This is a genomic window from Photobacterium minamisatsumaniensis, assembly GCF_050336695.1.
GTDB classification, from domain to species: domain Bacteria; phylum Pseudomonadota; class Gammaproteobacteria; order Enterobacterales; family Vibrionaceae; genus Photobacterium; species Photobacterium minamisatsumaniensis.
Map to the genome: position 1 here is coordinate 115,311 of NZ_JAKJSI010000016.1, position 25,093 is coordinate 140,403.

Below are 25,093 nucleotides of genomic sequence, written 5' to 3' on the forward strand. Positions count from 1 at the left end.
ATGAGATTTTAATTTGGAGCGACACATCGGGTTCGAACCGATGACCTCAACCTTGGCAAGGTTGCGCTCTACCAACTGAGCTAGTGTCGCTTTATATTCTCAATAAGAGAATGGAGGCGCGTCCCGGAGTCGAACCGAGGTCCACGGATTTGCAATCCGCTGCATAGCCACTCTGCCAACGCGCCGTAACCTTTCAAGGGTGTCCCCTCGTTGGTATGGCAGCCATTCTACACAACCATTGTAGGCTGTCACGCGGAAAGTGAAGAAAACAAAATCGTTCGCTTTATTTTCAACCAACAGAGGTAAAATACCAACCAAGCGTATAGATTCCAAACACCTTACCCTACCTCGATTATCAATCTTAATACTGTTCCTAACTCTGCGACCAATTTGTTCACCTATATTATGCCTCGATGGAACTAAACAAAGCGCTGAGGCTACATATGCACCATATGAAGATTGCTGCTGTACTTCTGATGACATTCCCGTGTTTATGTTACACCGCCCCACCCGACGGCAAGGGTAAGGGTAAGACCGAAGACGCAAACACTAGCTTTGACGATACATTAAGCTCTTTTGATACTGAACGTTGGCAAGCCGCAGATGGATGGGCTAACGGTTCTCCATTCCTAAATGCATGGTCAGCAAATGCGTTAACATTTTCAGGAGACGGCTTAGCAATTACCCTGTCTGACATTCCGTCTTTAGGCTACGACTATACATCTGGGGAACTCAGAACATCTCAATTTTATGGCTACGGTTGTTATGAGGCTGAAATAAAACCATCCGCCGTCAGCGGTGTTGTTACCGCTTTTTTCACTTTTGCGGGGCCTTTCGATCGTTCAGCTGGTGGTAATGGGCAACATAATGAAATTGATATAGAGTTTCTCGGAAATAATACAAATATTGTTCAATTCAATTTTTGGACAAATGATGACCAATACATCAATGGCCATGAATCAATTTATGAACTCGGGTTTGATGCCTCAGAGTCGTTTAATCACTATGCCTTTAAGTGGACAGAAGAAGGCATTCGTTGGTATATCAATAATAACCTTGTTTATACCGTATTGAACTCTGCCAATGACCCTACCCCGTCAACAGATGACGCAGCCCACAAAATAATGCTTAACCTCTGGCCTGTTGATAATAGTGCCGCAGGCTGGGCTGGTAGTTTCACTTACCCAATGCTGCCTATCGTTGGTCAATTTAAAAACGTTTCTTTTAATGCAGGAAGCGATTGTGAGTTCAGCTCTGTAAGCCCACCAGCAAATGGGCAGGATATTCAAGTTCACAGCCTATCGATGTCGTTAAATAATAAATCGACGCAAGCCAATGCGACTGTTCATATAACCAACAATAATGGTGAGATTGTTGAAGGTGTTACTGTTCTAGGAGCATGGTCAGGCCTTGTGAACGATGGTGATCAAGAGAAAATAACAGACCTAAATGGAGATGCGCTTTTTTATTCCCGTCGAAGCCGTGCGGCATCGGGCTCTTATCAATTTTGTATAACTGACTTACTAAAAAGTGGTTACACATGGCAGCCCGACAACGGGGAAACTGTATGCAGTAGCATATCCATCCCGTAGGTATAAAAAAAGCGGCTATCAAGCCGCTTCTTCTTTTTATATATCTTCTGAGTTCAGCAAATCATGCTTGGCTGCACGTAAGTAAATATACATAGACCAGTAAGTTAAAATCATTGCTACGTATAGTGAGATGTATCCAATCCATACAACCCAATCAGTTGGGTGCCATAGCAAAACGCACAAAGCAAACATCTGCGAGCCTGTTTTTACTTTTCCGACCCAAGAAACCGCGACGCTAGAGCGCTTGCCAAGTTCAGCCATCCACTCACGTAATGCTGAAATAATAATTTCTCGACCAATCATAGTGATAGCTGGAATAGTTACCCACACAGAGTGGTAATGTTCAACGACCAATACCATTGCGGCAGCGACCATCACTTTATCTGCAACAGGATCGATAAATGCACCAAAACGTGTCGTTTGGTTAAGTTTTCTCGCCAAATAGCCATCAAACCAATCTGTAATAGCTGCGATTAAGAAAATCAGCGCCGTTGCAAAAGGTGCCCAGCTATAGGGAAGGTAAAAAGTGATAACAAAGCATGGGATCAGAAACAGTCGTATGAAGCTTAAGATATTCGGAATTGTTAAACGCATAATTCTTAGTTCTTATTGTGGATTTAAATTGCAGCACTGTTAGCCATGTTGCAGTGCGTCATATATTTTTTCTGCTAAGGCTTTGCTGATTCCTGGAACCTTAGCGATGTCTTCTCTACTTGCTTTTTTCAGTTCTTGTAATCCACCCATATACTTAAGTAATGCCTGACGACGCTTAGGACCGATCCCTTCCACATATTCTAATGCACTACGCCTTCTCACTTTTGCACGCTGGGCACGGTGACCACTTATAGCATGATTATGGCTTTCATCCCGGATATGCTGAATTAAATGCAGCGCCGGTGAGTCTGAAGGCATTGAAAATTCTTCGCCGGTTGTCAAAAGTAGGGTTTCAAGCCCCGGCTTTCGCGTTGTTCCTTTTGCTACACCGACTAATAACGCGCGCTTTGGCCACGTCGACATCAATGGGTTAACTACATCATACGCTCTTGACAGCTGACCTCTACCCCCATCGATAAAAATAATGTCAGGAATTTTCTCAGGTTCAGTTTGTCCGCTGTAGCGTTTTTCTAAAGCTTGCGCCATAGCAGCGTAGTCATCTCCACCAGTGATGCCCGAAATGTTATAACGGCGATATTCTTGCTTTGAAGGCCCTTCTCGATTAAATACCACACAGGAAGCAACCGTTTTCTCTCCCATCGTATGGCTTATATCAAAGCACTCCATTCGTTCTAATATATTGAGATTCAGCGCTTCACGCAATGCCATAAAGCGTTGTTGAATCGTCATTTTATGATTGAGCTTACTGATTAACGCTGTTTCTGCATTTGTTTGGGCTAAACGCTGAAATTTTTCTTTGTTACCTCGGCTACGTACCTTCAACGTAATTTTGCGTCCAGCAAGCTCTGTTAGGGTATCAGCTATAACACTTTTTTCTTCACCTAAGTCGAGACCAAGCAAAATTTCGGCAGGGATCACTCGACCCTCTGCTTGATTGAGATAAAACTGCGTCACAAAACTAGAGAGAACTTCAGTCACACTCGCATCAGAAGGCATACGCGGGAAATAACTACGACTACCCAAGATTTTACCTTGGCGAATATATAGCGCGTGAATACAAGCCATACCGTTATCGTGTGCAATGCCAATGACATCGAGGTCGTCATCACTATCGTTGCTAACGAATTGCTGCTCTTGAACGCGGCGTAAAGCTTGGATCTGATCCCGGTACAGCGCCGCTTTCTCAAACGCTAACTGCTGACTAGATTGCTCCATTTTTTCCACAAGCGAGGTAATAACTTGCTTATCTTTTCCTTTCAGGAACAAACGAACATAGTTCACCTGTTCTTGATAATCGTCGTCACTAACAAGGCCTTTAACACATGGTCCTGAGCAACGACCAATTTGATACATCAAACACGGGCGGCTCCTGTTTGCATAAACGGAGTCTTCGCATTGACGAACTGGAAAGATTTTTTGCAGTAAGTGCAAGCTCTCTCGTACCGCTCCACCATCGGGGTAAGGGCCAAAATATTCGCCTTTGCGTTTTTTAGCACCACGGTGGATAGTGAGTCTTGGATGAGTCGTTGAACTTAGGAAAATGTAAGGATAAGACTTATCATCTCGAAGCAGTACATTGTATTTAGGTAAATACAATTTAATGTAATTATGCTCAAGAATAAGTGCTTCGGTTTCGGTATGCGTTACAGTGACATCGACTTTAGCAATGTTTTTAACTAAAGCCCTTGTCTTTTCACCAGCTACCGTTGTACGAAAGTAACTGGCAAGGCGTTTTTTAAGATCTTTTGCTTTACCGACATAGATAACCTCACCAGCGACGTCATACATTCTGTATACGCCAGGCTGGTGAGTAACGGTTTTCAAAAAGCTTTTTGAGTCAAACGGTTCTGACACTACAACGTCTCTGTATCTAACATTCCATGTCGAATAGCAAGGTGAGTTAATTCTACATCACCACTGATATCTAACTTATTGAATAGTCGATAACGGTAACTGTTCACCGTTTTAGGGCTAAGGTTGAGCTGCTCTGAAATGTCAGTAACCTTTTGACCCTTCGTGATCATCATCATGATTTGCAGCTCACGCTCTGAAAGCTCCTTAAATGGATTTTCTGAGTCTGGCGCAAATTGACTTAATGCCATTTGCTGTGCAATTTCTGGTGAGATATAACGCTGACCACTGTTTACCATTCGGATGGCATTGACCATTTCATCTGGCCCTGCTCCCTTCGTTAAGTAACCAGCAGCACCTGCTTGCATTACTTTCGTTGGGAAAGGGTTCTCAGTATGAATTGTTAGAACGATAATTTTAACATCTGGACTGAAACGTAAAATCTTTCGGGTGGCTTCAAGGCCACCGATTCCGGGCATATTCATATCCATAAGAATGATATCCGCGTGTTCACTACGGCACCATTTTACGGCTTCTTCACCACTGTCGGCTTCCCCTACCACTTTAATACCACGGACATCTTCAAGAAGACGTCGGATCCCTGTGCGAACCAGTTCGTGATCATCTACAAGGAATACATTAATCAAGCTGTATCTCCAATATGATTTGGCTCTGCACCCAGCCGATATGGCGGGATAGCTGTTACTAATAGTACCCAATTTTACCCTAAGTTGTAATGAGAACCCATGCAGTTTCTGTGTTTCAGCGCAAATTTTCACTTAAAGTTAGAGCTTGACAAAAAGGGCTCGTTACATATTTCATGCTTCGAAATATAAAATCCGAACAGCAGTATTTACTAAGTAAATAAAAAAATAAAGTAGATAATTCAACATATCCAGCAAGTTAGGGATAATACAGCAAAATTTGCAATGTCGATTAATTTCTCAAAAAACATTGATGAAAAATATAAATCAACATCTTAATCGCGATAAGCAATTTTCACACCAAGCTGCTAAGCCATCAACACTGTCTACTCTAACGTACATTATTATTCATGATCACCTAAATTTAAAGGCATCATAACTGTAAAAGTTTGTTATCGGCGAGGAACAAATTCTCACTTCATTGTATTTAAAGCACGTGTCGGCTTTTACAACGATTAATCGTACTGAAACTGACTGTTAATCATCATCCTTTTGCCTATTTGATAAATAATTAAACACCCAGAAGTTACAATTTTCTTTCTTCTAATGCTTGCTGTAAGATTGCGCCCTCTTAAATCTACTGACATAACTGTTTTTGCTAAGAAAGGGATTTGCAACACGCGCAGCGTTCATCATTGACGATGATATTGCAAAGTAGCTATTTCATCGGGGCTCTAAATCCTTGTGAGTGGATTTTAAAGTGCAAGTATCCAAAAAGTAATAAAAGGTTATGTCATGAATCTCTCAGCTAAGACAGTTGTACTCATTGCTATCGGTGCAGCCTTATATGGCATTGGCGGACTGCCAATGTTTGGAATTCCTGTCTTCGCAAACACCACGCTAAAACCAGCAATGGCTGTATTGGCTCTATTTGGTGTTCTTTTTGGCCCATTAGTTGGGTTTTTAGTCGGCTTTATTGGCCACTGGGTCACCGACCTCTTCGCTGGTTGGGGAGTATGGGTAACTTGGGTTCTCGGCTCTGGCATTGTGGGCTTAATTATTGGCCTATACCCAAAAATAACGAAAGAACGAATCGAAAAAGGTTTATTTTCGAAGCTAGACTTTTCACTGTTTGTCCTTTTAGCCTTTATCGGCAATGTCATTGGCTATGGTTGCTCTGCCTACCTAGATGCCGTGCTTTATGCTGAACCATTTACGAAGGTCATTGCCCAGCTCACGATTATTGCCGCCGGCAATACCGTCCTTATCGCTATTGTTGGCCATTTTATTCTTAGCTCTGTCGCAAAGCGCAAAAAACAAAGCTACAACCTGAAAGAGGCTTGCTAAGACATGGCAATTGAGTTTTCAAATTTCTCGTTCAAATACTGGGCGCTAGAACAACCAACCTTAAAGAACATTAATTTAACCATTGAGAAAGGCGAGAAGGTCATCATCGTCGGTCCAAGTGGCAGCGGCAAGTCAACCTTAGGGCAGTGCCTAAATGGCTTAATTCCTTTTGCTATAAAAGGAGAGACTAGCGGTTCACTGAGTATCAATGGTCGTAACACTAAAGACATGGATTTGCACAAGTGTACCAGTTTGGTCGGTACGGTCCTTCAAGATACCGATGGTCAATTCGTTGGCTTAAGCATTGGTGAAGATATTGCTTTTGCACTTGAAAACCAAATGATTGAACTCGGCTCTATGCATAGTATCGTCGAACAAACAGCAACGATGTTAGAGCTGGATGACATGCTACATCTATCGCCATTTGACCTAAGTGGTGGCCAGAAGCAGCGTGTTTCACTTGCCGGTGTTATGGTTGATGATGTCGACATCCTGCTTTTCGATGAACCTTTGGCAAGCCTTGATCCTAAAACGGGTAAGTCAACCATAGAGATCATTGATAAACTACACAAAGATACCAATAAAACGGTCGTTATCATTGAACACCGCCTTGAAGATGTCCTGCACTGCCCAGCAGATCGCATTATATTAATGGAGCGCGGTGAGATCGTAGCAAACATGACGCCAAATGAATTACTGGCTAGCCCCTATTTGGCGCAGCATGGCATTCGTGAACCTTTATACCTTACAGCACTAAAGGCAGCAGGCTGTAGTATCACGTCAAATGACCAACCCGCTTATTTAGAAACACTCAACCTTGACCGGTTTAAGCCCGCGTTAGTCTCATGGTTCAGCCAAGATGCTGAACTACGCCAGTGTAAAGCCAATACTCCCTTATTAGAGATCAAAGACCTTTGTTATTCATACGATGGGCAAAGAACAACACTTGATGATGTTTCTTTCACCGTCAATAAGGGAGAGTTCGTTTCTATCCTTGGCAAAAATGGTTCAGGAAAGTCGACGATCACTCGCCTTATTATGGGTGTACTAGAACCTGATAATGGAAGCATTGTATTTAACGGCAAAGATCTTGCGCAAAGCTCCATATTCGAGCGCAGTCAAAAAATTGGTATTGTATTACAAAACCCTAACCATATGATTTCTCATCATATGATTTTTGATGAAGTCGCTTCTGGGTTACGTAACCGTGGCATGAAAGAGTCTGACGTTGAAGCAAAAGTACTTGCAACGCTAGAGCTTTGTGGCCTTAGTCGTTATCGTCACTGGCCTATAGATGCATTAAGCTACGGGCAAAAGAAACGTGTTACGATCGCAACGATCCTAGTATTAGAGCCTGAGCTACTGATCCTTGATGAGCCAACCGCTGGTCAAGACTATTATCACTACACCACAATGATGAATTTCATTCGTGATTTAAACGCTAAACTCGGCATTACCATCATCATTATTTCACACGATATGCACCTTGTACTTGAGTACACCGATCGAGCCATAGTGATCGCCGACAGCAAGTTAATTGCAGATGATGCAGTCAATACAATATTTAGCCAACCTGTACTGCTTGAACAAGCTAATTTAACCGTGACAAGTTTATATACGCTTGCCGATAAGTTAGGCATTAAGCGTATCGATAACTTTATCCGTTGCTTCATTCAACATGAGGCAAATGCAAAATAATGAAAACAAATAAAATTAAATTCGGCATCAGTTATGCCAACACGGGCTCTCCCCTTCATGCCCTCAACGGTATTACTAAGTTCATATTATTCATGGCTTGGGTCACTATGGTCTTGATCACTTTTGATATCAGGGTGATCAGTCTATTAATCATGGTAGGGCTGTACCTATTACGATTATCGCGTGTGCCTTTTTCAGCCTACAAGCCACTTCTGATTGGTACATCAACCGTGTTGCTGCTGAATGCACTTTTTATGTTCTTAATTGCCCCTCAACAAGGCATGGAATATATGGGCTCGCAAACGGTGCTCTTCTCTCTGCCCGGTAACTACTCAATCACTAGCGAGACATTGTTCTACCTCGTGACAGTGACACTGAAGTATTTCAGTATGTTCCCTATCGCATTGGTCTTCGTTTTTACGACCCATCCAACAGAGTTTTCTGCAAGTTTGAACCGGCTTGGGGTACCTTACCGCATTGCTTATGCCGTAAGTTTAACATTACGTTACCTACCTGAAGTCACGAAAGACTTTATCAATATCATGCATGCGCAACAGGCTCGTGGTGTGGATATTTCGAAGAATGCTCCCGTTTTCACGCGTATAAAGAACGTGGCAAAGATATTAGGCCCTTTAATTTTCTCTAGCCTTGATCGTGCCGATGTCATTGCTAACGCAATGACCTTACGTGGCTTTGGACGTAACAATAAACGTACTTGGTATAGTTTAAAGCCCATGCGTAAGGCTGACTATCTTACTCTCCTTACCATTGGTGCAATCCTTACTCTTGGTGTACTAAACCGTTACCAGTCTGAACAGCTCTTTTGGTATCCCTTCTAATTCTTGACTCGAGTAATTAACCTGAACACGGGTTAAAAAATAAGGGAACTAAACGCTATTTTGTCTAGAAAGGCTAATTACACATGGAGGCAGCGATGAATAAATTAGTGGACTTATTTTGTCATGTCGACGATTTTTGTAAGGCGTTGATTATTTTGATCAGGCTGTATATGCCGCTCATGGCAGTATGAGTGGCACATACAAAACAAATTAGGCATATTTTTGCTGTGAAGCAGAGAACTTACTAAAGATTGGAAGTGAGTTTTCTAATGAATATTTGCCACCTCCAAATGCAATGAGTAAGCCATAGACAAAACAGTAAATGGTCGCTAATTCGTTGCCAGCCCAACCTTTGAGCATACCGACCATGTAGACCGCAATCAGCATGGTGAAAAGCAGCATAGCTGACGCTAATCGGGTAAATACACCGAGGATCAAAGCAATAGAGCAAACTAGTTCGGCAAATAGTGCCATGATTAAACTGAGTTGGGAACCGAGGCCAAAGGGGTCAAAAAAGGTTTGCGATAGGGCTGCAAAGTTCATCAGTTTAGGGAAAGCATGGGTCAACATCGCCAATCCTATGCCAATGCGGGTGATAAGCAAAGCAAGGTCTTCGATAACGGGTAACTTCTGCTGTCCGGTCATAAGGGCAAATACAGACTTCATTATTGGCTCTCTTAGTGGCTAAAGCCACATATTTATTATGGTTAATTTCAATACCAATATAAGATTATTATTCGGTCAGATATATGCTCTAATGTGAACAGCTTTGTTTCATAAATTGAGCATATCATGGACAGATTAACGGCAATGCAAGTCTTTGCTGTAGTGGTAGATAGAGGAAGTTTTACTGCTGCGGCCAAACATTTAGATCTCAGTCGAGTTAAAGTCACTCGTTATGTTGCCGAGCTAGAATCTTGGCTCGGTGCTCGGCTATTGCAGCGTACCACGCGTAGTTTGGCATTGACGCCTGCAGGCAAGCAGTTCCATAGTCAGTGCTTGGATGTATTGGATCTGACTAAAACTATAGAGCACACACTCTCGGATGCTAGTGTTGTGCCTAGTGGGAAACTCAGAATTACCTCGACTTCGGCATTTGCCATAAGCCATCTCACAGAGGCTATTGTTGATTTTCAACAGCAATACCCAGATGTTTCTATTGATATGAATATTCAAGATTACAAAGTAAATCTTGTTGATGAGCAGGTTGATCTTGCGATTCGTATTGCCGATGAACTGGATCCGGGGCTAATTGCTAGAAAACTGGCCCCTTGTAATTCTGTTCTTTGTGCCTCACCCCATTACTTAGAAAAAGCAGGTATGCCTTCAGATATTTATCATTTATCTCAACATCAATGTTTGCTGTTTTCACATTTTGACACTCACCAGTGGCAACTCAGGCAAGGGGCAATATTAGAGCGAATTGCTGTCAACGGTGACTTAAGATCTAACGATGTGATGGTTCTTTATCAAGCAGCCAAGAAAGGGGCAGGCATTGCACGTTTGCCTCGCTATTTAGTGGATCATGATCTTGCGAGTGGTGAGTTAATTGAAGTGCTACCCCAATGGCAAGTGAACTCGATGGCGGTATGGGGGATATACCTTTCCCGTAAACATATGCCTGCGTCATTGAGGGTATTGCTCGACTTTATGGTTGAGAGGTTTAAGGATAATGTGAATTGGTAGCTGTGCTATTGAAAGAAAAGCCTATCAGCAATCAGAATAGTTTTAGCAAAGTCTCAAAAGGGCGAATATCTAGAATACTAACACTCACGACATTGAGTAGAATAGAAGCGAGTGAGTTACTCGGTAACATTACTAGCGTTATAAATCTGTTGATATCTCTAATACAACGTCAACCCGCCACCCATCATTAGATTTGATAGTTTGATACTGCCAACCATATTGCGTGATAAGGCGCTGGGTTAACTCTAGCCCCAAGCCGAAGCCTAAATCATCTTGCTCATGTGGTGAGTTATAACTGTGGTTAACGATTGAAAAGCGATTGCCTAACTGCTCTATTTCCACCTTACCTTGCTGTGTATGTTGGAAAGCATTACGAATAAGGTTAGCCATAACAATGCGACATAAGCCCTCAGGCAATACCAGCTCAGACTCATCAACACTTACATGCACTTCGACCTCTTTACTCTGAAGAAGATAATGAAGATCAGATTCAATTTGCTGCACCAATTCACCAACCACAAAACTATGACTTGGAAGTGACTTACCTTCTTGGCGATTTAACCACAATAACGTTTCTGTAAGGTAGGTCATGGTAAAGCCTGCACGTTCAATTCGGTCCAGTACCGCTAGTTGCTTCTCTGGCGCGATTTCTTCAGTGATCATCTTACGCAGTAGTTCAGCATTTGTGCGGGTAACAGCAATTGGTGTTCTAAGCTCGTGACTTGCATAGCCGAGAAAGCGCTGCTCTCGCTCAAGGCTTTCTTGAACAGAGCTAAGGCTTGACTTTATTAGCTCTGCAAGTGAGTTAAGTTCACTGTAATGGAAATTAGGTACTGGCTGAGTAAGTTGCTCTTTATCTAATGACTTAGCCCAATCTCTTAAACGCTCAACTGGTGATGAAATTTTCCTTTGTACCGCCATCAGTACTACGGCAAAAAAAACTATTGCAGCAAACCCTGTAATAATGATGTAAAAAAACGGTGGAAGCTCATCTTTAAAATACTCATCAGAGTCCATGTGAAGTAACAGTAGCGAGATATAACGAACTTTCCCATCAGCCTCCACCTTCATTGCAAAATAACCTGCCTTCGGTTTAGATATGACCGGAACGCCATCGATCTTTTTCAACAACTCGTTCGACATTAACTCATCTGGATTTAAGTTCTCTTGAATCTGTCGCGGCAAGTCTTCCCATTTTTCAGCTATCGTTACATCATCCAACTGTAAAGGAGCATTGTTCTCACCCAAAGGGAGTCCTGTAGCTTGCAAACGCAGAAACTCAGTCATCGCCATATCCATCCCTGAGAAAAAGTAGTTCACCGCCGTTACGGTTAGTACACCTATCGTTGCCGTGCCTGTAAACAGCATAGCGGCCAAAAAGTAGATGCGGATACTTGGTCTTATTTTCATCGGCTAGACTCACTTTCTGCGCTTTCATTTTTATCCTTTTTAAGCGCAAACCCATGACCGGGAATTGTGTGAATCAACTTGTCATCTACCTTGCTATCTACCGCTTTTCGTAAGTTGAATATATGCACTTTTAGGCTATTGCTGTCGGGTTGCTCATCCCCCCAAACACTTTGCATTAATTTATCACGCGAGACTGGGGTTGGACTTTCTCGCATTAAACATTCAAGCAACTTGATGCCCGTTGGTGACAACTTAATCGGCTCCCCTGCTCTAGTTGCACTTTTATCCTGAAGGTTAAGCTCTAAGTCATCCACCACAAGCTTACTAACTTGCCCACTGCGACGACGAGAAAGTACTTGCGCGCGAACAATGAGCTCCTCCATCGCAAAAGGCTTTACTAAATAATCATCTGCCCCTTTTGAAAAGCCTACGAGTTTGTCATCCAAGGTATCACGAGCGGTAAGCATCAGAATTGGAACATCAATGCCTTGGGCGCGAATGCGTTCGCATACTTCAAGACCGTTCATCTTTGGTAGGTTGATATCCAATACAGCGACATCATAGTTATTAGAGCCAATAAGGTTATAGCCCGAAAGACCATTTGCAGCGTAGTCACACTGAATGCCTACTAGTTCAAGATACTCAATGATGGCTGTTGCCAAGTCGATATCATCTTCGACCAGTAGGATTTGCAAACTATCAGCCATATTAGACTCCCCTGTAAATACTGTGGTAATGCCCCACAGACTTAGCTGTGAGGCTCAAAAGGCAACATGCTTAAGCCGTTTCTAGCTGGGTGTTGCGTGGCGAAAGCCGATACTTTACGGTGCTAATAAATTGTTTCAAATCACTTTGAATCATTAACAATGATGGAGTCAATACGAGTGTAATCACCGTCGCGAACAAAATACCGTAGCCCAATGCTGCTGCAGCTGGAATGAGGAACTGTGCCTGCACCGAGGTTTCACTTAACAATGGAGCAAGACCTGCAAAAGTTGTGATTGAAGTTAGCAACACCGCTCGTAATCGGCCAGTACACGCTTGCTGAATCGCCTCTTGTATCATCACGTTCTTATCTTTCGCTAACTCGTTAAAGCGCGAAACCAGTAGCAGACTGTCATTCACCACCACACCACTTAGTGCCAAGATACCGTTTAGCGATAAGATGCTGAGTGTTAGATCATTGAGCCAATGGCCAAAAATCGCCCCCACAATACCAAATGGGATGGCAACCATAATGATCAATGGCTGAACATACGATTTTAGCGGAATCGCCAATAGTGCAAAGATCATAATCAATGCCAGCACAAAAGTAGACTGCATTGAGTCTGTCGACTCCTTTTGCTGCTCCGCCTCTCCCGTGAAGTCAATTTTAACGGTTGGGTAATCCGTATTTAGATCTTTCACGATACTGTTCTGTAGCTGTTTTACTAACTCGTTTGATGCAATCACATCTTTATTCACTACCGCTGTAATATATACCGCACGTTGGTTGTCGATGCGGGTGATTTCAGATTGCTGGTAATCAGAGAATACATTCGCAACGGTTGTTAAAGGAACGACAGTGCCATCTGATATACGTACACTTGAAGAGGTAATGTCAGCTAACGTTTGACGGTCTTCTTCTGGGTAACGAACGCGAACCTTTACTTCATCTTTTCCTCGTTGGAAACGCTGAACAATATCCCCACCAAATGATTGCAGAACTTGCTGCGCCAATGTCGATGTATCCATTCCTAAGGCACGGCCTTGGTCGTTTAACTCGAAACGATACTGAGGTTCACCAAGGTCTAAATTATCATCAATACCACTCACGCCTTCGATATTTTGTAGCTGATCTTTAAGCTTGTTTGCCGCCTCTTTTAACAGTTCTTCATCATTCGCTTTTAGTTCAACTTTAAATGCATCAACCATCTCCATCATTGATAACACTTTCAGTTTTTTTACTCCTTCCATTTGACCCGACATCGCTAACCAAGCATCCGCAAACTCATCAGAGCCATACGTCAAATCGCCACTTAGTTCAATCGTAACTTTACCTGACTTATCCTCTTCAGCAATGACCTGCACGCTTGATATTGCTGACGCATCACCACCGTTTACCGCCCGAAGCTGCTCGTCTACCTTTCGTGCATTATCTTCTAAGATAAGGAGATTAGTTTGCGTTTGACCAAAGCTGGTGTCGTTATACATGCTGATTTCGGCAGTCACAGTATCACCGGCAATTTCTGGGAAAAAAGCAACACGAACAGAGCCAGTAAATGGCATACCAACTACTAAAATAAACAGTGAGATAAATGCTAAAACAACGGCATAGCGGAAATTTAACACCTGCTTAATTACACGCGTGTAAATCTTTCGATTAAACCACTCTAGACTATTATCAGCGCCCTGTTGAATTCGATTCCAGATACCTTTCTTATCACTTCGCTGCGTGTTCACATGTGCTAGGTGTGATGGCAAAATCAACTTTGACTCCACCAAAGATAGCATCAAACAGATAGCAACGACGGTTGCGAATTGCGCATAGATCTGCCCCATCTTTCCATCAACCATTGCAATCGAAACAAAGGCTACTACGGTGGTAAGCACACCAAAGATAGTGGGAGCGGCAACCTTATGCGTCCCTACAATCGTACTTTTAAGTGAATCTCCCTCGCTACGACGAGTTGAGTAGATACTCTCTCCTACCACGACCGCATCATCAACGACGATACCCAGAGCCATAATAAAGCCAAAGGTCGTCATTTCATTGATGGTTAGCCCCATAAAGGAGTCAGTCATAAAGAACAGAGTGCCGCAAAATACGAATGGCAAGCTGGCAGCAACCCAGAAAGCAACTCGGATATTTAGAAATAACGCTAAAACAATAAAAACCAGAGCGATGCCCGTTAACGCATTTTTCGCCAGCAACGATAGACGTTCTTTAATGAGGGTGCTTTTGTCGTACCAACTATCAATTTCTACATTTTCTGGAAGCAGGTTGCTTGCCTTCCACGTTTCAACCACTTGCTCAGCTTGATTAACGATGCTTACAACATCGCTGTACTCATCCATTACTATTTGGATGCCCATTGAACTCTGCTGGTTGTAGCGCGATAGACTGAAAGTATCTTCTTCAAAAGTATCGGTTACTGTTGCTACATCACCCAGTAAAATTTGACTTCCGTTAGCAGTGGTAACAACCGGAATCGCATTAAAATCTTCAATTTCGTATGCCTGCTCAGAAACCTTTAAGCGAACAGTTTTATCACCATTACGAAGGCTCGTTGCAATGCTAGTTGAAGACTCTGCGTTGATGGCATTTGAAACATCTGTCAGCGTCAAGTTATACGCCTGAAGTATCCCTTCATTAACCTCGACCGAAATCATAGGATCGACTTTGGCTTTAACCTCTAGATCACGGATCTTATTTTGGCTCAGCAAGTCTGCTTTTAACTGTTCAGCTAAGTCTTGTAGCGTGCCACGGTCCGTATCACCATATAATTGAATCCAGAGAGCATGCTCTTGCATGCGCGCTTTATCAATCACGGGCTTATCCGCATCAGCCGGCAAGTTGTTAATCGCATCAACCTTGGTTTTTACATCATCAAGCAGCGTGTCCAAGCTGTAGTTAGTTTCTTTTTCAATAGAGACATGACTGCCGTTTGAATCTGACGTCGAGGTGATATGCTTGATACCAGAGACGGTTTCAAGCACCTCTTCGATCTTCATTGCAATCCCCTCTTCCGCCTGCACAGGGTCTCCACTATCATAAGTGACGGATACGGTAACAATATCAGGCTCTAAGCTTGGGAACGCTTCTTTCCTCAAGCTATCGATAGAAAACAAACCAACAACAATGACACCAAGCATCAGCAAGTTGGCAGCTACCGAGTTTTGAGCAAACCAAGCAATAATGCCTTTCGGCTGGTAACTCGTTTCGTTTGAGTTTGATTGACTCATTTTAACCCTCTACAGACGCTATGACTGATGATGCTGTTGTTTCTGCTGAATTTTCAGCCCATTGAGTGTTCTCTGGGCTTTTTGTTAGTTGAGGCGCGACTTTCATTCCTACTTTGAAGTTACTAAGTGGACGCATTACAACCTGTACAGCGTCGCCAGAATGAGTCGGTTCAATATAGATATATTTTTGATATTCAAACACGGTGGTTGTAGCCGTTTTAGATAACAAGCCTTGCTCATCAACAATCCAAACTTCCCCTTGCTGTGAAAGCGCAGAAGCAGGAAGCTGCCAGAGGTTATCAACATCTGCACCTGCGATTTTCGCAGTCACAAACGTGCCAGGAAAAAGTGGATGTTCTTGCTCAAGTGGGTTTTCTACCACCAGCACAATTGAGCGTTGACGTGTCTCTTGAGCCACATATTGATAGCTACGTTCAACCTTTGCATACCATTCAACATCGCCAGTGCTGTCAGTCAAAGTGGCAGTCCACTCAATGTTGCTTTGCTTTGGTAAGTTTGCCCACTGCTGTTCGGAAAGAGGAATTTCAATTTCAATACGATCGGTACTGTAAAGGGTTGCGACACTGCTGCCGGCATCTAAGTAGCTGCCAGGCTGAACGTCACGGTTTACAACTACGCTATCGAATGGTGCACGAATCTCTGTATTGGCTAGATCTTCTTTGGCTTTTATCAATGCTTTTTGTGCGTAATCAAGCTTTGCCTGCGCACTTGCAAGCTGTGGCTGACGAAGTACTAGTGGAGAACTTGGTTCACCAGTCAGCCCTGAGCGCTGCCATTCTGATCGGGCTTGCTCTCCTTGACGCTGCTCTTCCAGTAGCTCTAATGTCGCCGACGCTATATCTGACTCCGCTTGAGCAACAGCTTGCTCGTATGCCTTTGGATCTAGCTTTGCCAGTAAATCACCTTGTTTTACGGTCGATCCCGCTTCAAAAGCATCGGATAACCATTCGACACGACCGCTCACTTCACTTGCAAATGCAAGTTCATAGCGAGGCTTCGTTTCTCCATAGCCCACAACCTGTGCACGATAGCTTGCAGTGTGAGTTAGCTGAACTCCCACTTGTGGGAGTGCTTGTACAACTATTTCCCCCTCAGTAATAACTTCAACGCTTTGTACAAGCTTTGCTTGTGCTGCTTGCGCCATTTGACTGCCGTTATAACTTACTACTGCAAAGATTGAACCTGCGGCCGCGATGGTGATGGCAAAAGTGATGGCATTCTTTTTCAATGTATTTTTCATACTATGACTCCCAGTCCAAGCGCTAGGCCTAAATCAATTCGGTTTATTAATCGTTGGTAAGTGGTATTCGTTAATTGAGCTTCAACGTCATAGGCTTGCTGCTGTACGGTCAGCAAGTCGAAAATATCAACAAGACCTTGGCGGTACTTCTCTTCGTAGCTCACAACGCTTCGTTGTGCACTGGTTAAAGAGCTATTCAAATGCACTTGCTGCTGCGCCAAAGCGCTTTCTTGCCCAATCGCATTCTCAACTTCATTCACCGCAGTGAGGAGGGTTTCTTGATATGCCCAGTAACTTTGCTCTGTTGTCAGCTCCGCAATCTCAGCAGTCGCTTTGAGCTTACCGCCTTGGAATAATGGCGCAGATATCTGGCCAAGAGCACTCCATAGCGGGTTAGCAAACAACGCTTCGTTTGGTGTCTCTGCCATATCTTTTAGGCTTGCCGACAAACTAAAAGAAGGTAGCATCGCTTTATATGCAGCATCGGTTTTCAGACTTTCTGCTTCAATATTGAAAAAGGCCTGCTGTAGGTCTGGGCGACCAGATAAGTCCTGTACCGACATTGACTCTAATGGGTTAAGCACTTGCGGGAAGTCACTCGCAACATTCATGACGGTGAGTTCAGAGTTCAACTCGCCAGTAAGTAGAAGCAAGCTACGTTTACTTTGTTCTAGGTTTTCTTGATATAGCGCGACAGTTGCACGGGTTGAAGCTGTACTGGTTTTTGCATTATCCAACTCTTCTAAAGTGCCTAAACCGACTTGATAGCGTTCTAATATTAATGTTTCGTTATTTTCTAAAATCATCAATCGACGCAGTTCAATATCCAACAGCTGTTGATTGACACTAATATTGAGCCAGCCGCGCATAATGTTTGCCGCTAGCAGGTTCGTCGCGTTTTGTAAGCTTGCTTGGTTCGCTGCAACATCTTTTTGGGATGCCGCCGTAATATCAGAAAGGCGCTGCCAAATATCGACTTCCCAGCTGACAGTAAGATCTGCACTATAGCTTTCATCACTACTTTCAGCTTTTTCACCAGTAAAGCCAGCATTTACTGTAGGCAACTGGTCTGCAAAACTTATCCCTTCTTGCGCATAAGCAATTTTCAATGCCACTATGCTCTGTTGAAGATTAGGGTTACTTTGAAACGCCAAATCTAAGTAATGCTCTAACTCTGGAAGATTGACTAAATCGGTAATTACGTTTGTCTTTTGATTCTGCTGTATTGCTGTTTGATCGACTCTCTCTATAAGCTGCTGGATGGAATCTATTTGTTTGTTGTTTGCACGAGTTACAAAATCGGTGTCGCCCGTTGTTGCACAACCCATTAGGCCGAATAACATAAGGGCAACCAGTGAATATCGAAACGTCATTGATGCTGTCTCCCACTAAGATGCGGGCAAGATAGCGAACCAGAGGTTAAGAAGGGGTTAAGGGCGAATTTTAGCTGAGAGAATGTATATATTATGCTTCTGTTGACTGACTCACCAATGTAGGCTTAGCTTTGGGTTTGCGAGTGACAAGGTAAACAGCAAGAGCCGCCAGCATAAAACCGAGTGCACCTAGCTCATCGAACGTTTCACCAAAAATCAGCCAAGCCTGAAAAGCCGTCATTGGAGGTACAAGATAAAAGGTTGATGCCACTTTTGATGACTCGCCATGTTTCACCATATAAAGCAGAAGCAAAATCGCAACCACCGACAAAACAAGTACTAGCCATACAAGTGCAAAAATAAACTCACCCGACCATGTGACCACCATGGTTTCTGTCGTAAGAGCAACAGGCAAAAACAGTAATGCTGCCGCAGTGTATTGCCACACCGCACTGCCGACCATATCGATACCTTGGCAAAAACGTTTTTGATACAACGTACCTAATGTGATGCCGAGTAAAGCTGCAATGGTAAAGATATAAGCCGCTTGCTTACTGCCATCTTGATGCCAAGCCATATTGCCCTGCAGTACCAGCATGATGCCGATAAAACCAATCCCTAAACCTAGCCACTGTGACATTCGCATTCTCTCACCCACTGACGCAAACATAACCACCGCGGTCAAAATCGGCTGTAAACCAACTAGCAGTGAACATAGTCCTGCTGGCATGCCCTGCCCAATTGCGATGTAGGTCCCTCCCAAGTAGAAGCCGTGGATCAGCAAACCGGCAACCAAACAATGTAGCATTGCCTTCCCTTTGGGCAATGAAGCGCGCAGTACTGCAACTAAAAGTAAAAAGACACAAATATTCGCTGCCATACGAAGCAAAAGAAAAGTTGCAGGTTCGGCATACGGCAAACCTAATCGGGCACCAATAAAACCGGAGCTCCACAACACGACGAAAATAAACGGAATTAAGCGAGTTAACATGGCAGGTATCTCTTTTTATTCTAAGTGATACCTATTACTTTATAGGGGTACAAAAAAGTTAATAGGGACAGTTTTAATCATTTATTAGGGTACAGATAATGCTAAAAGAGAACATCATAGCCCGTGCCAAACATCATCAAAGCAGCCACCAGCAAGCCAAGTACCAACAGGTCGTCACTTTAATTGGCGAACGTATCGATAAAAGGAGCTACCAAGCTGGTGATAAATTACCCTCAATTCGTGAGCTTAGTGCAGAGCTTTCACTGAGCAAAAATACGATTATCCGCGCCTATCAACAACTAGAGGCCAGTGGGAAAATCACAGCATGCTCTCGCTCAGGGTTTATCGTATCAGCCATTACCCTTCCCGTTAAAAAGATTACAACCACTCCCAAATATGTTGATTTAATGGCGTTGAGCAAAACGATAATGAAACTGCCGGCTGAAGATAATATCGTATCATTTGGCTCAGCCCACCCTGATACCGACTTTCCTGCTATCCGCTCACTCTATGCTGAAATTGGTCGCCACAGTCGCTATCAACACCACATTCCAAGCCATTATCAACTTCCTCCGGGCAATGAAGATTTACTCAAACAACTGGTGGCCGTTAATCGGGAGCTAGGCATCAATACTTCAGTGAATGAACTCCTGATCACTAATGGTGCCCAGCAAGCCATTAGCCTAAGCTTGCAAGCAATCACCCAGCCCGGTGACATTGTTTTGGTCGAATCCCCGAGCTACTTTGGTAACTTGCTATTATTGGAATCACTTGGACTGAAGGCCATAGAAGTTCCCGCCTTAAATCATGAAGGTATGGATCTCAACGCACTCCAGCAGGTACTTGCTCGTTGGCCAGTTAGGGCGATTATCACGAACCCAAGTTTCAATAATCCAACGGGTTTCTTAATGCCAACCAACAAACGACTTGAGTTTCTCGCTATCACTTCGGGGATCCCAATCATTGAAGATGATGTATTTGGTGGTCTTGCCTATCAGTCACGGCCGCTTCCTCTCAAGACTCTCGATACAGAGAACCGGATCATCTATTGCAACTCACTGTCGAAAACCTTGGACTCTCGATTACGCATTGGCTGGGTCATTGCAGGAAAATATCAAACAACCATCGAAAAGCGGCTGATGACCGATAACATGGGTAGCCCTAATCTGATGCACTCTGCCGTTGGGCAGTTTTTATCAACCGGAAAATACCGCCAGCATCTGGGAAAAATCAGGCGAAGCTATGCAAAAAAACAAAAAATGTTTTACCAACAACTAACGCAAGCTTTAGACCAGTACCCAAACCTATATAACCATTATCACCTCTCACAGCCACAAGGAGGGTTTCTATGCTGGCTAACCCTACCCAATTCAGTTGACGGGTTAGCGCTGTATCGCAGTGCATTAGAAAAAGGTATTAGCATATTACCCGGCGAGATGTTCAGTTCCGATAAGCATCATCGCAACTGCCTACGATTAAGTTTTGCGACATTTGAGCCAACACAAAAATGGAAAAATGCATTGGAAACACTGGCAGAAGTTATTGCTAGGCACGACAATTAACCAAGTTAACTTTTATCATAACGAAAGGACTTCACTATGATACCCAGAGCATTACGGCAACTCGTATTCATTTGCGTTATTTGCCTAAATGTCACTGCCAACGCGAAAAGCGTTTATCAAGGCAGCAGCCAAGGCATGCCCTTTCAAGTAGATCAGATCTCCACCCTGTCAGGAACACCATGGGGCATGACATTCATCTCGGATAATACCCTGTTTATTACCCTCCGCGATGGACGGGCTGTAACGCTCAATACAAAGAGCACCCAAGTTCAAGCTATTTCAGGATTACCGAACGTTTTCGCCAGTGGTCAAGGCGGGTTGTTAGACGTTAATTACCATCCATCGGGCTGGCTCTATTTCACCTACAGCAAACCTGTTGGTTCAAAAGCTGCAACCACCCTAGCTCGTGCCAAGCTCGTCAATACCGAGTTAAAAGAATGGGAAGATCTTCTGGTTACTAAGTCGACCAGTGATACAGCCCGCCATTTTGGTAGCCGTATTGCTTTTAAGGGTGAGTTTGTTTTCTTCTCTGTCGGTGACCGAGGGCACCGCCCTAACGGTCAAGATCTCACGACCCATGCCGGTAGTATTATACGCTTGACCCTTAACGGAAAAGTGCCTGCCGATAACCCGTTTGTGAAGCAGAGTAAGGCCTTACCTGAGATCTGGAGCTACGGCCACCGTAACCCTCAAGGGCTACTCTACGATAGCCACACCAATCGTTTATGGTCAAACGAGCATGGGCCACGCGGCGGAGACGAGATAAACCTGATCACCAAAGGCAGTAATTATGGCTGGCCAATTACTTCGCACGGTAAAGAGTACTGGGGGCCTATCACTGTGGGTGAAGCCAAAGAAAAGGAAGGGATTGTATCGCCTAAAAAAGTCTATATTCCATCAATCGCCCCCGGCAGCCTATTACTCTATAACGGTGACGCCTTTCCAGTTTGGAAGGGGAGCTTATTCAGTGGTGCACTGAAGTTACGTCACCTTAACCGTACCACTATGAATACAGAAGGAAGTATCGTTAGTGAAGAAAGGTTACTTGAAAGCCTCGATGAGCGGATACGTGCTCTCACACTAGATCCGAAAGGCTTTTTGTATCTATCAACAGACAGCGGTGATATTTATCGTCTGACACCACACTAAGCATTCATCATTCGCCACTCAGCTTAGATATCCTCTCGAGCCATAACATGCATAATATGCATATATAAACTGCTAAATACTCATTTGAGTCATGATTTATATTGCACTATTATCCCCGCTCATTTGTCGTCATGAGGTGAGAATGTTCTCACAATCCCTTCTTGCTCAGCTCCTGCGAATGGGGCTATTACTTGCAATCACGCTTGTGGCAGTACATAACTGCCAACCATTGTTAGATGTGCTAGCCGAACAAGCGATGAGTGGCGGATGTCATCAACAAAACGCTATCGAACCCAACTTTTCTGGACTTTAAACCATGAGTATTTTTCGTTTCCCCCTTCTTGTATGGATGGGAATTGGAACACTAATTATTAGCCTAGGGATCAGGCAATCTTTCGGTATCTTTATGATGCCTATTTCTACTCACTTCGACACCGGTCGTGAGTTTTTCAGTCTGACCATTGCTTTGCAAAATCTACTTTTTGGCTTATTCCAACCCTTTGTCGGCATGGCGGCAGATAGATGGGGACCACAAAAAGTAATTTGGACCGGTGCCATTGCTTATGCACTCGGACTTTACCTTACCTCGATAGCCCTAGAACCAGGTTGGCTATACCTCACGCTCGGTGGCCTTGTCGGTCTTGGTTTAAGCGCAACCAGTTACGTGATTATATTAGGTGCTGTTGCTCGCGTTGTTCCTGCCGAACACACGGCTAAAGCCTTCGGATTAACAACAGCCGCAGGTTCATTTGGCATGTTTGCCGTTATTCCTGGCGCACAGTACATGCTTAGCGATTTTGGCTGGCAAACCGCACTACAAGTTTTTGCTATGCTTTGCGGTTTAATCTTGGCCTTTTCATGCTTCATAAAAAGTAAACCACAGAATAATCAGACAGTCTCAGCAGATGATAACCAAACCCTTCGAGAAGCATTAAAGGAAGCCTTTCAACACCGTGGTTACTGGTTAATCCACCTCGGATTTTTTGTTTGTGGTTTTCACGTTATGTTTATCGCAACCCATTTACCAAGCTATCTCGCCGACAAAGGCTTGCCTGCCGCAACAGCTGCAATGGCACTGGCATATGTCGGGATATTTAATATCTTTGGTAGTTACTTCTGGGGCGTGATGGGCGATAAGTTTAATAAGCGTTATGTCATGTCAGCGCTATACCTAACCCGTACGGTTGTTATAGCAGGTTTCGTGATGCTACCAATAACCACTGAAACAGCCGCTCTCTTTGGTGGTGCAATTGGCTTTTGTTGGTTAGGTACCGTACCGCTAACATCGGGTCTAGTACGCCAAATCTTCGGGGCTCGTTATATGTCGACACTCTACGGATTAGTCTTTTTGACTCATCAGGTTGGGAGCTTCCTAGGGGCGTGGGCGGGTGGCCGTATCTACGATTACTATGGCAGCTACGAACCTATTTGGTGGTCAACCGTTGTACTCGCATTTTTGGCTGCATTAATTCACTTTCCGATTGATGATAAGCCGATCATACGCCAACCAGCAATGGCATAACGTATAATAAGAAACGATGGTTCACTGTTTCTATATTAAATAAAAAAAGCCCCGTTTACACTTATGTTCTTTTCATAAGAAACAGAAGTGTAAACGGGGCTTTCTATTTATCTATTGTTCAATAATGAATTATAGATGTTCGCCACGACGCAGTGCATCGATACGCTTGTCTAATGGTGGGTGTGTCATAAATAATTCAGACAGTGACTTTTTACCATTGATACCAAATGCCATCATAGAGCCTTCAAGCTGTGGTTCATGACTCATTTTCAAGCGCTCAAGGGCTGCAATCATCTTCTCTTTACCTACAAGGTGAGCAGAGCCTGCATCCGCTTTAAACTCACGATGACGGCTGTACCACATGGTTAGAATGCTCGCTAAGAAGCCAAACAATACTTCCATGATTGAAGAAACGATAAAGTACGTCATGTAGCTACCGCTCCCTCCCTCTTCATCGCTATTGTTAATACCACTAATTGCGCCTGCAACCAATCGAGAAACGAAGATAACAAAGGTATTCACCACACCTTGCATCAATGTCATGGTAACCATATCGCCATTAGCAATATGACTAACTTCGTGAGCAAGTACAGCTTCGGCTTCATCGCGTGTCATGCTATGGAGTAAACCAGTCGATACCGCTACCAGTGAATCATCACGTTTTGCACCCGTAGCAAAAGCGTTAATATCCGCGGAATCATAGATAGCAACCGTTGGCATGCCGATACCAGACTGCTGAGCTTGACGTGACACTGTCTCCATAAGCCAATGCTCTGTTTCGTTACGAGGGTGCTCAATCACTGAACCGCCAACAGAGCGTAGTGCCATTGACTTCGACATAAACAGTGAAATTAATGAACCACCGAAACCAAATAGCGCAGCCATAACCAGTAGTCCAGATAAACTACCTGGCTGAAGGCCAGTAAACGCATAGATAACGTTCAAGACAACACTGAAAACCAGCATCACTGCTAGGTTGGTTGCCAGAAATAAAGCAATACGCTTCATATTATTTCCATTCTCCAAATAAAGGCATCTTTCATAGATAGCGCTGTGAAAAGGCTCTACAGCTATCTTTGTTATTTATAGTATGGTCGTTCAAACGAATTACAAGTGAAAGTGATAAATTGTTACGTTTCGTAATCAGCTTAAAACAAATAATTATTTGTTAAAGCTCATCACCTTATAGAGGTGACTATTTATTATACTTTCTCGTGTTTGTTTTCGAGATTTCAAGCCAAACCAGTGTGACTAGGTGCATATAAGTTATATTTTAGACTTTAGTCTTATTGAAACTGTGAACCAATTCGAATATTGTCTTATGTCAGAAAGGCATGATGAATTCACTAAGTCGAATTATCAAGGAGGAATGATGGCTGATAACGAGAATTACCAGGTGGCGATTGATATTTTGCGCTGTCATCTTGGTATGTCTGCAGAAGAAGCACGCAAAGAGCTTGGCATTGAAAATGGTGTATCTGCACTAACTGATACACAAGAAGCTCTTATTGGTTTAACCAGCGAAGGCTAATACTCTGTAGCATACTGCTATAACCCTTTTTTAAAACAAAAAACCTGCCAATTGGCAGGTTTTAATTTATCTTTTCA

The 25,093-nt window shown here is 43.5% G+C and carries 21 protein-coding genes and 2 tRNA genes; 10 read left to right on the forward strand and 13 right to left on the reverse strand.

All coding sequences use genetic code 11. The features are described 5' to 3' along the window. Positions 1–14 precede the first annotated feature (14 nt). Positions 15–90, reverse strand: a tRNA-Gly gene (locus L4D78_RS08455). Positions 91–111: 21 nt separating this feature from the next. Continuing rightward, a tRNA-Cys gene (locus L4D78_RS08460) sits at positions 112–185 on the reverse strand. Between the two features lie 258 nt (positions 186–443). Here L4D78_RS08460 and L4D78_RS08465 point away from each other — a divergent pair. After that, complete coding sequence (locus L4D78_RS08465) at positions 444–1,592, forward strand: family 16 glycosylhydrolase (RefSeq protein WP_428466499.1); 1,149 nt, start codon at positions 444–446, stop codon at positions 1,590–1,592. Positions 1,593–1,628: 36 nt separating this feature from the next. Here the strand turns inward: L4D78_RS08465 and pgsA are convergent, their stop codons facing one another. From pgsA to uvrY, 3 genes are read right to left on the reverse strand one after another with little or no spacing between them, the layout of a single operon-like run. Continuing rightward, on the reverse strand, positions 1,629–2,186 hold the full coding sequence (pgsA, locus tag L4D78_RS08470) for a CDP-diacylglycerol--glycerol-3-phosphate 3-phosphatidyltransferase (protein ID WP_428457665.1): 558 nt from the start codon (positions 2,184–2,186) through the stop codon (positions 1,629–1,631). Between the two features lie 39 nt (positions 2,187–2,225). Then, on the reverse strand, positions 2,226–4,061 hold the full coding sequence (gene uvrC / locus L4D78_RS08475; RefSeq protein ID WP_428466500.1) for an excinuclease ABC subunit UvrC: 1,836 nt from the start codon (positions 4,059–4,061) through the stop codon (positions 2,226–2,228). Beyond that, a complete protein-coding gene (gene uvrY, locus L4D78_RS08480; protein ID WP_428457667.1) occupies positions 4,061–4,705 on the reverse strand; it encodes a UvrY/SirA/GacA family response regulator transcription factor in 645 nt (214 codons plus the stop codon). Before uvrY ends, uvrC begins: the two co-directional genes overlap by 1 nt. Before the next feature lie 792 nt (positions 4,706–5,497). Between uvrY and L4D78_RS08485 the strand changes: the two genes are divergently transcribed. The 3 genes from L4D78_RS08485 to L4D78_RS08495 are packed head-to-tail and all read left to right on the forward strand — an operon-like array spanning position 5,498 to position 8,586. Next, the gene (locus tag L4D78_RS08485) at positions 5,498–6,049 is read left to right on the forward strand and encodes an ECF-type riboflavin transporter substrate-binding protein (RefSeq protein WP_428466501.1); all 552 of its coding nucleotides are present in this window, start codon (positions 5,498–5,500) and stop codon (positions 6,047–6,049) included. A 3-nt stretch (positions 6,050–6,052) separates the two neighbouring features. After that, complete coding sequence (locus tag L4D78_RS08490; RefSeq protein WP_428466502.1) at positions 6,053–7,747, forward strand: ABC transporter ATP-binding protein; 1,695 nt, start codon at positions 6,053–6,055, stop codon at positions 7,745–7,747. Next, positions 7,747–8,586, forward strand: coding sequence for an energy-coupling factor transporter transmembrane component T family protein (locus L4D78_RS08495; RefSeq protein ID WP_428466503.1), 840 nt, complete (start codon positions 7,747–7,749; stop codon positions 8,584–8,586). Before L4D78_RS08490 ends, L4D78_RS08495 begins: the two co-directional genes overlap by 1 nt. Positions 8,587–8,796: 210 nt before the next feature. Here the strand turns inward: L4D78_RS08495 and L4D78_RS08500 are convergent, their stop codons facing one another. Then, positions 8,797–9,252, reverse strand: coding sequence for a DoxX family protein (locus tag L4D78_RS08500; RefSeq protein WP_428466504.1), 456 nt, complete (start codon positions 9,250–9,252; stop codon positions 8,797–8,799). A 126-nt stretch (positions 9,253–9,378) separates the two neighbouring features. Here L4D78_RS08500 and L4D78_RS08505 point away from each other — a divergent pair, with 126 nt between their 5' ends. Then, positions 9,379–10,272 carry a LysR family transcriptional regulator gene (locus L4D78_RS08505; protein WP_428466505.1) on the forward strand — a complete coding sequence of 298 codons (894 nt, stop codon included), beginning with the start codon at positions 9,379–9,381 and terminating at the stop codon, positions 10,270–10,272. 138 nt (positions 10,273–10,410) lie between these two features. On the opposite strand, the gene L4D78_RS08510 is transcribed toward L4D78_RS08505, so the two are convergent. The 6 genes from L4D78_RS08510 to L4D78_RS08535 form a co-directional block, all read right to left on the reverse strand. After that, on the reverse strand, positions 10,411–11,682 hold the full coding sequence (locus tag L4D78_RS08510) for a sensor histidine kinase (protein WP_428466506.1): 1,272 nt from the start codon (positions 11,680–11,682) through the stop codon (positions 10,411–10,413). Next, complete coding sequence (locus L4D78_RS08515; RefSeq protein ID WP_428466507.1) at positions 11,679–12,389, reverse strand: response regulator transcription factor; 711 nt, start codon at positions 12,387–12,389, stop codon at positions 11,679–11,681. The genes L4D78_RS08510 and L4D78_RS08515 overlap by 4 nt, the downstream gene beginning before the upstream one ends. 70 nt (positions 12,390–12,459) lie before the next feature. After that, positions 12,460–15,627 (reverse strand): efflux RND transporter permease subunit, encoded by a 3,168-nt coding sequence (locus tag L4D78_RS08520; protein ID WP_428466508.1) that lies wholly within the window; start codon positions 15,625–15,627, stop codon positions 12,460–12,462. Position 15,628: 1 nt separating this feature from the next. Further along, entirely contained in the window at positions 15,629–16,876 is a 1,248-nt protein-coding gene (locus L4D78_RS08525) for an efflux RND transporter periplasmic adaptor subunit (RefSeq protein ID WP_428466546.1), read from the reverse strand. Positions 16,877–16,884: 8 nt separating this feature from the next. After that, positions 16,885–18,261: a TolC family protein gene (locus L4D78_RS08530; protein ID WP_428466509.1), complete on the reverse strand. Its 1,377-nt coding sequence runs from the start codon at positions 18,259–18,261 to the stop codon at positions 16,885–16,887. A gap of 91 nt (positions 18,262–18,352) precedes the next feature. Next, a complete protein-coding gene (locus tag L4D78_RS08535) occupies positions 18,353–19,252 on the reverse strand; it encodes a DMT family transporter (protein ID WP_428466510.1) in 900 nt (299 codons plus the stop codon). 98 nt (positions 19,253–19,350) lie between these two features. Here L4D78_RS08535 and L4D78_RS08540 point away from each other — a divergent pair, with 98 nt between their 5' ends. From L4D78_RS08540 to L4D78_RS08555, 4 genes are all read left to right on the forward strand, one after another. After that, positions 19,351–20,814 carry an aminotransferase-like domain-containing protein gene (locus L4D78_RS08540; RefSeq protein ID WP_428466511.1) on the forward strand — a complete coding sequence of 488 codons (1,464 nt, stop codon included), beginning with the start codon at positions 19,351–19,353 and terminating at the stop codon, positions 20,812–20,814. Positions 20,815–20,850: 36 nt separating this feature from the next. After that, on the forward strand, positions 20,851–21,963 hold the full coding sequence (locus L4D78_RS08545) for a PQQ-dependent sugar dehydrogenase (RefSeq protein ID WP_428466512.1): 1,113 nt from the start codon (positions 20,851–20,853) through the stop codon (positions 21,961–21,963). Between the two features lie 142 nt (positions 21,964–22,105). After that, on the forward strand, positions 22,106–22,276 hold the full coding sequence (locus L4D78_RS08550) for a hypothetical protein (RefSeq protein WP_428457678.1): 171 nt from the start codon (positions 22,106–22,108) through the stop codon (positions 22,274–22,276). Between the two features lie 3 nt (positions 22,277–22,279). Further along, the gene (locus tag L4D78_RS08555; RefSeq protein WP_428466513.1) at positions 22,280–23,485 is read left to right on the forward strand and encodes an MFS transporter; all 1,206 of its coding nucleotides are present in this window, start codon (positions 22,280–22,282) and stop codon (positions 23,483–23,485) included. A 129-nt stretch (positions 23,486–23,614) separates the two neighbouring features. On the opposite strand, the gene htpX is transcribed toward L4D78_RS08555, so the two are convergent. Next, a complete protein-coding gene (gene htpX / locus L4D78_RS08560; protein ID WP_428466514.1) occupies positions 23,615–24,493 on the reverse strand; it encodes a protease HtpX in 879 nt (292 codons plus the stop codon). Between the two features lie 313 nt (positions 24,494–24,806). On the opposite strand from htpX, the gene L4D78_RS08565 reads away from it, so the two are divergent. Further along, on the forward strand, positions 24,807–25,016 hold the full coding sequence (locus L4D78_RS08565; RefSeq protein WP_428466515.1) for a hypothetical protein: 210 nt from the start codon (positions 24,807–24,809) through the stop codon (positions 25,014–25,016). The last annotated feature ends 77 nt before the right edge of the window (positions 25,017–25,093 follow it).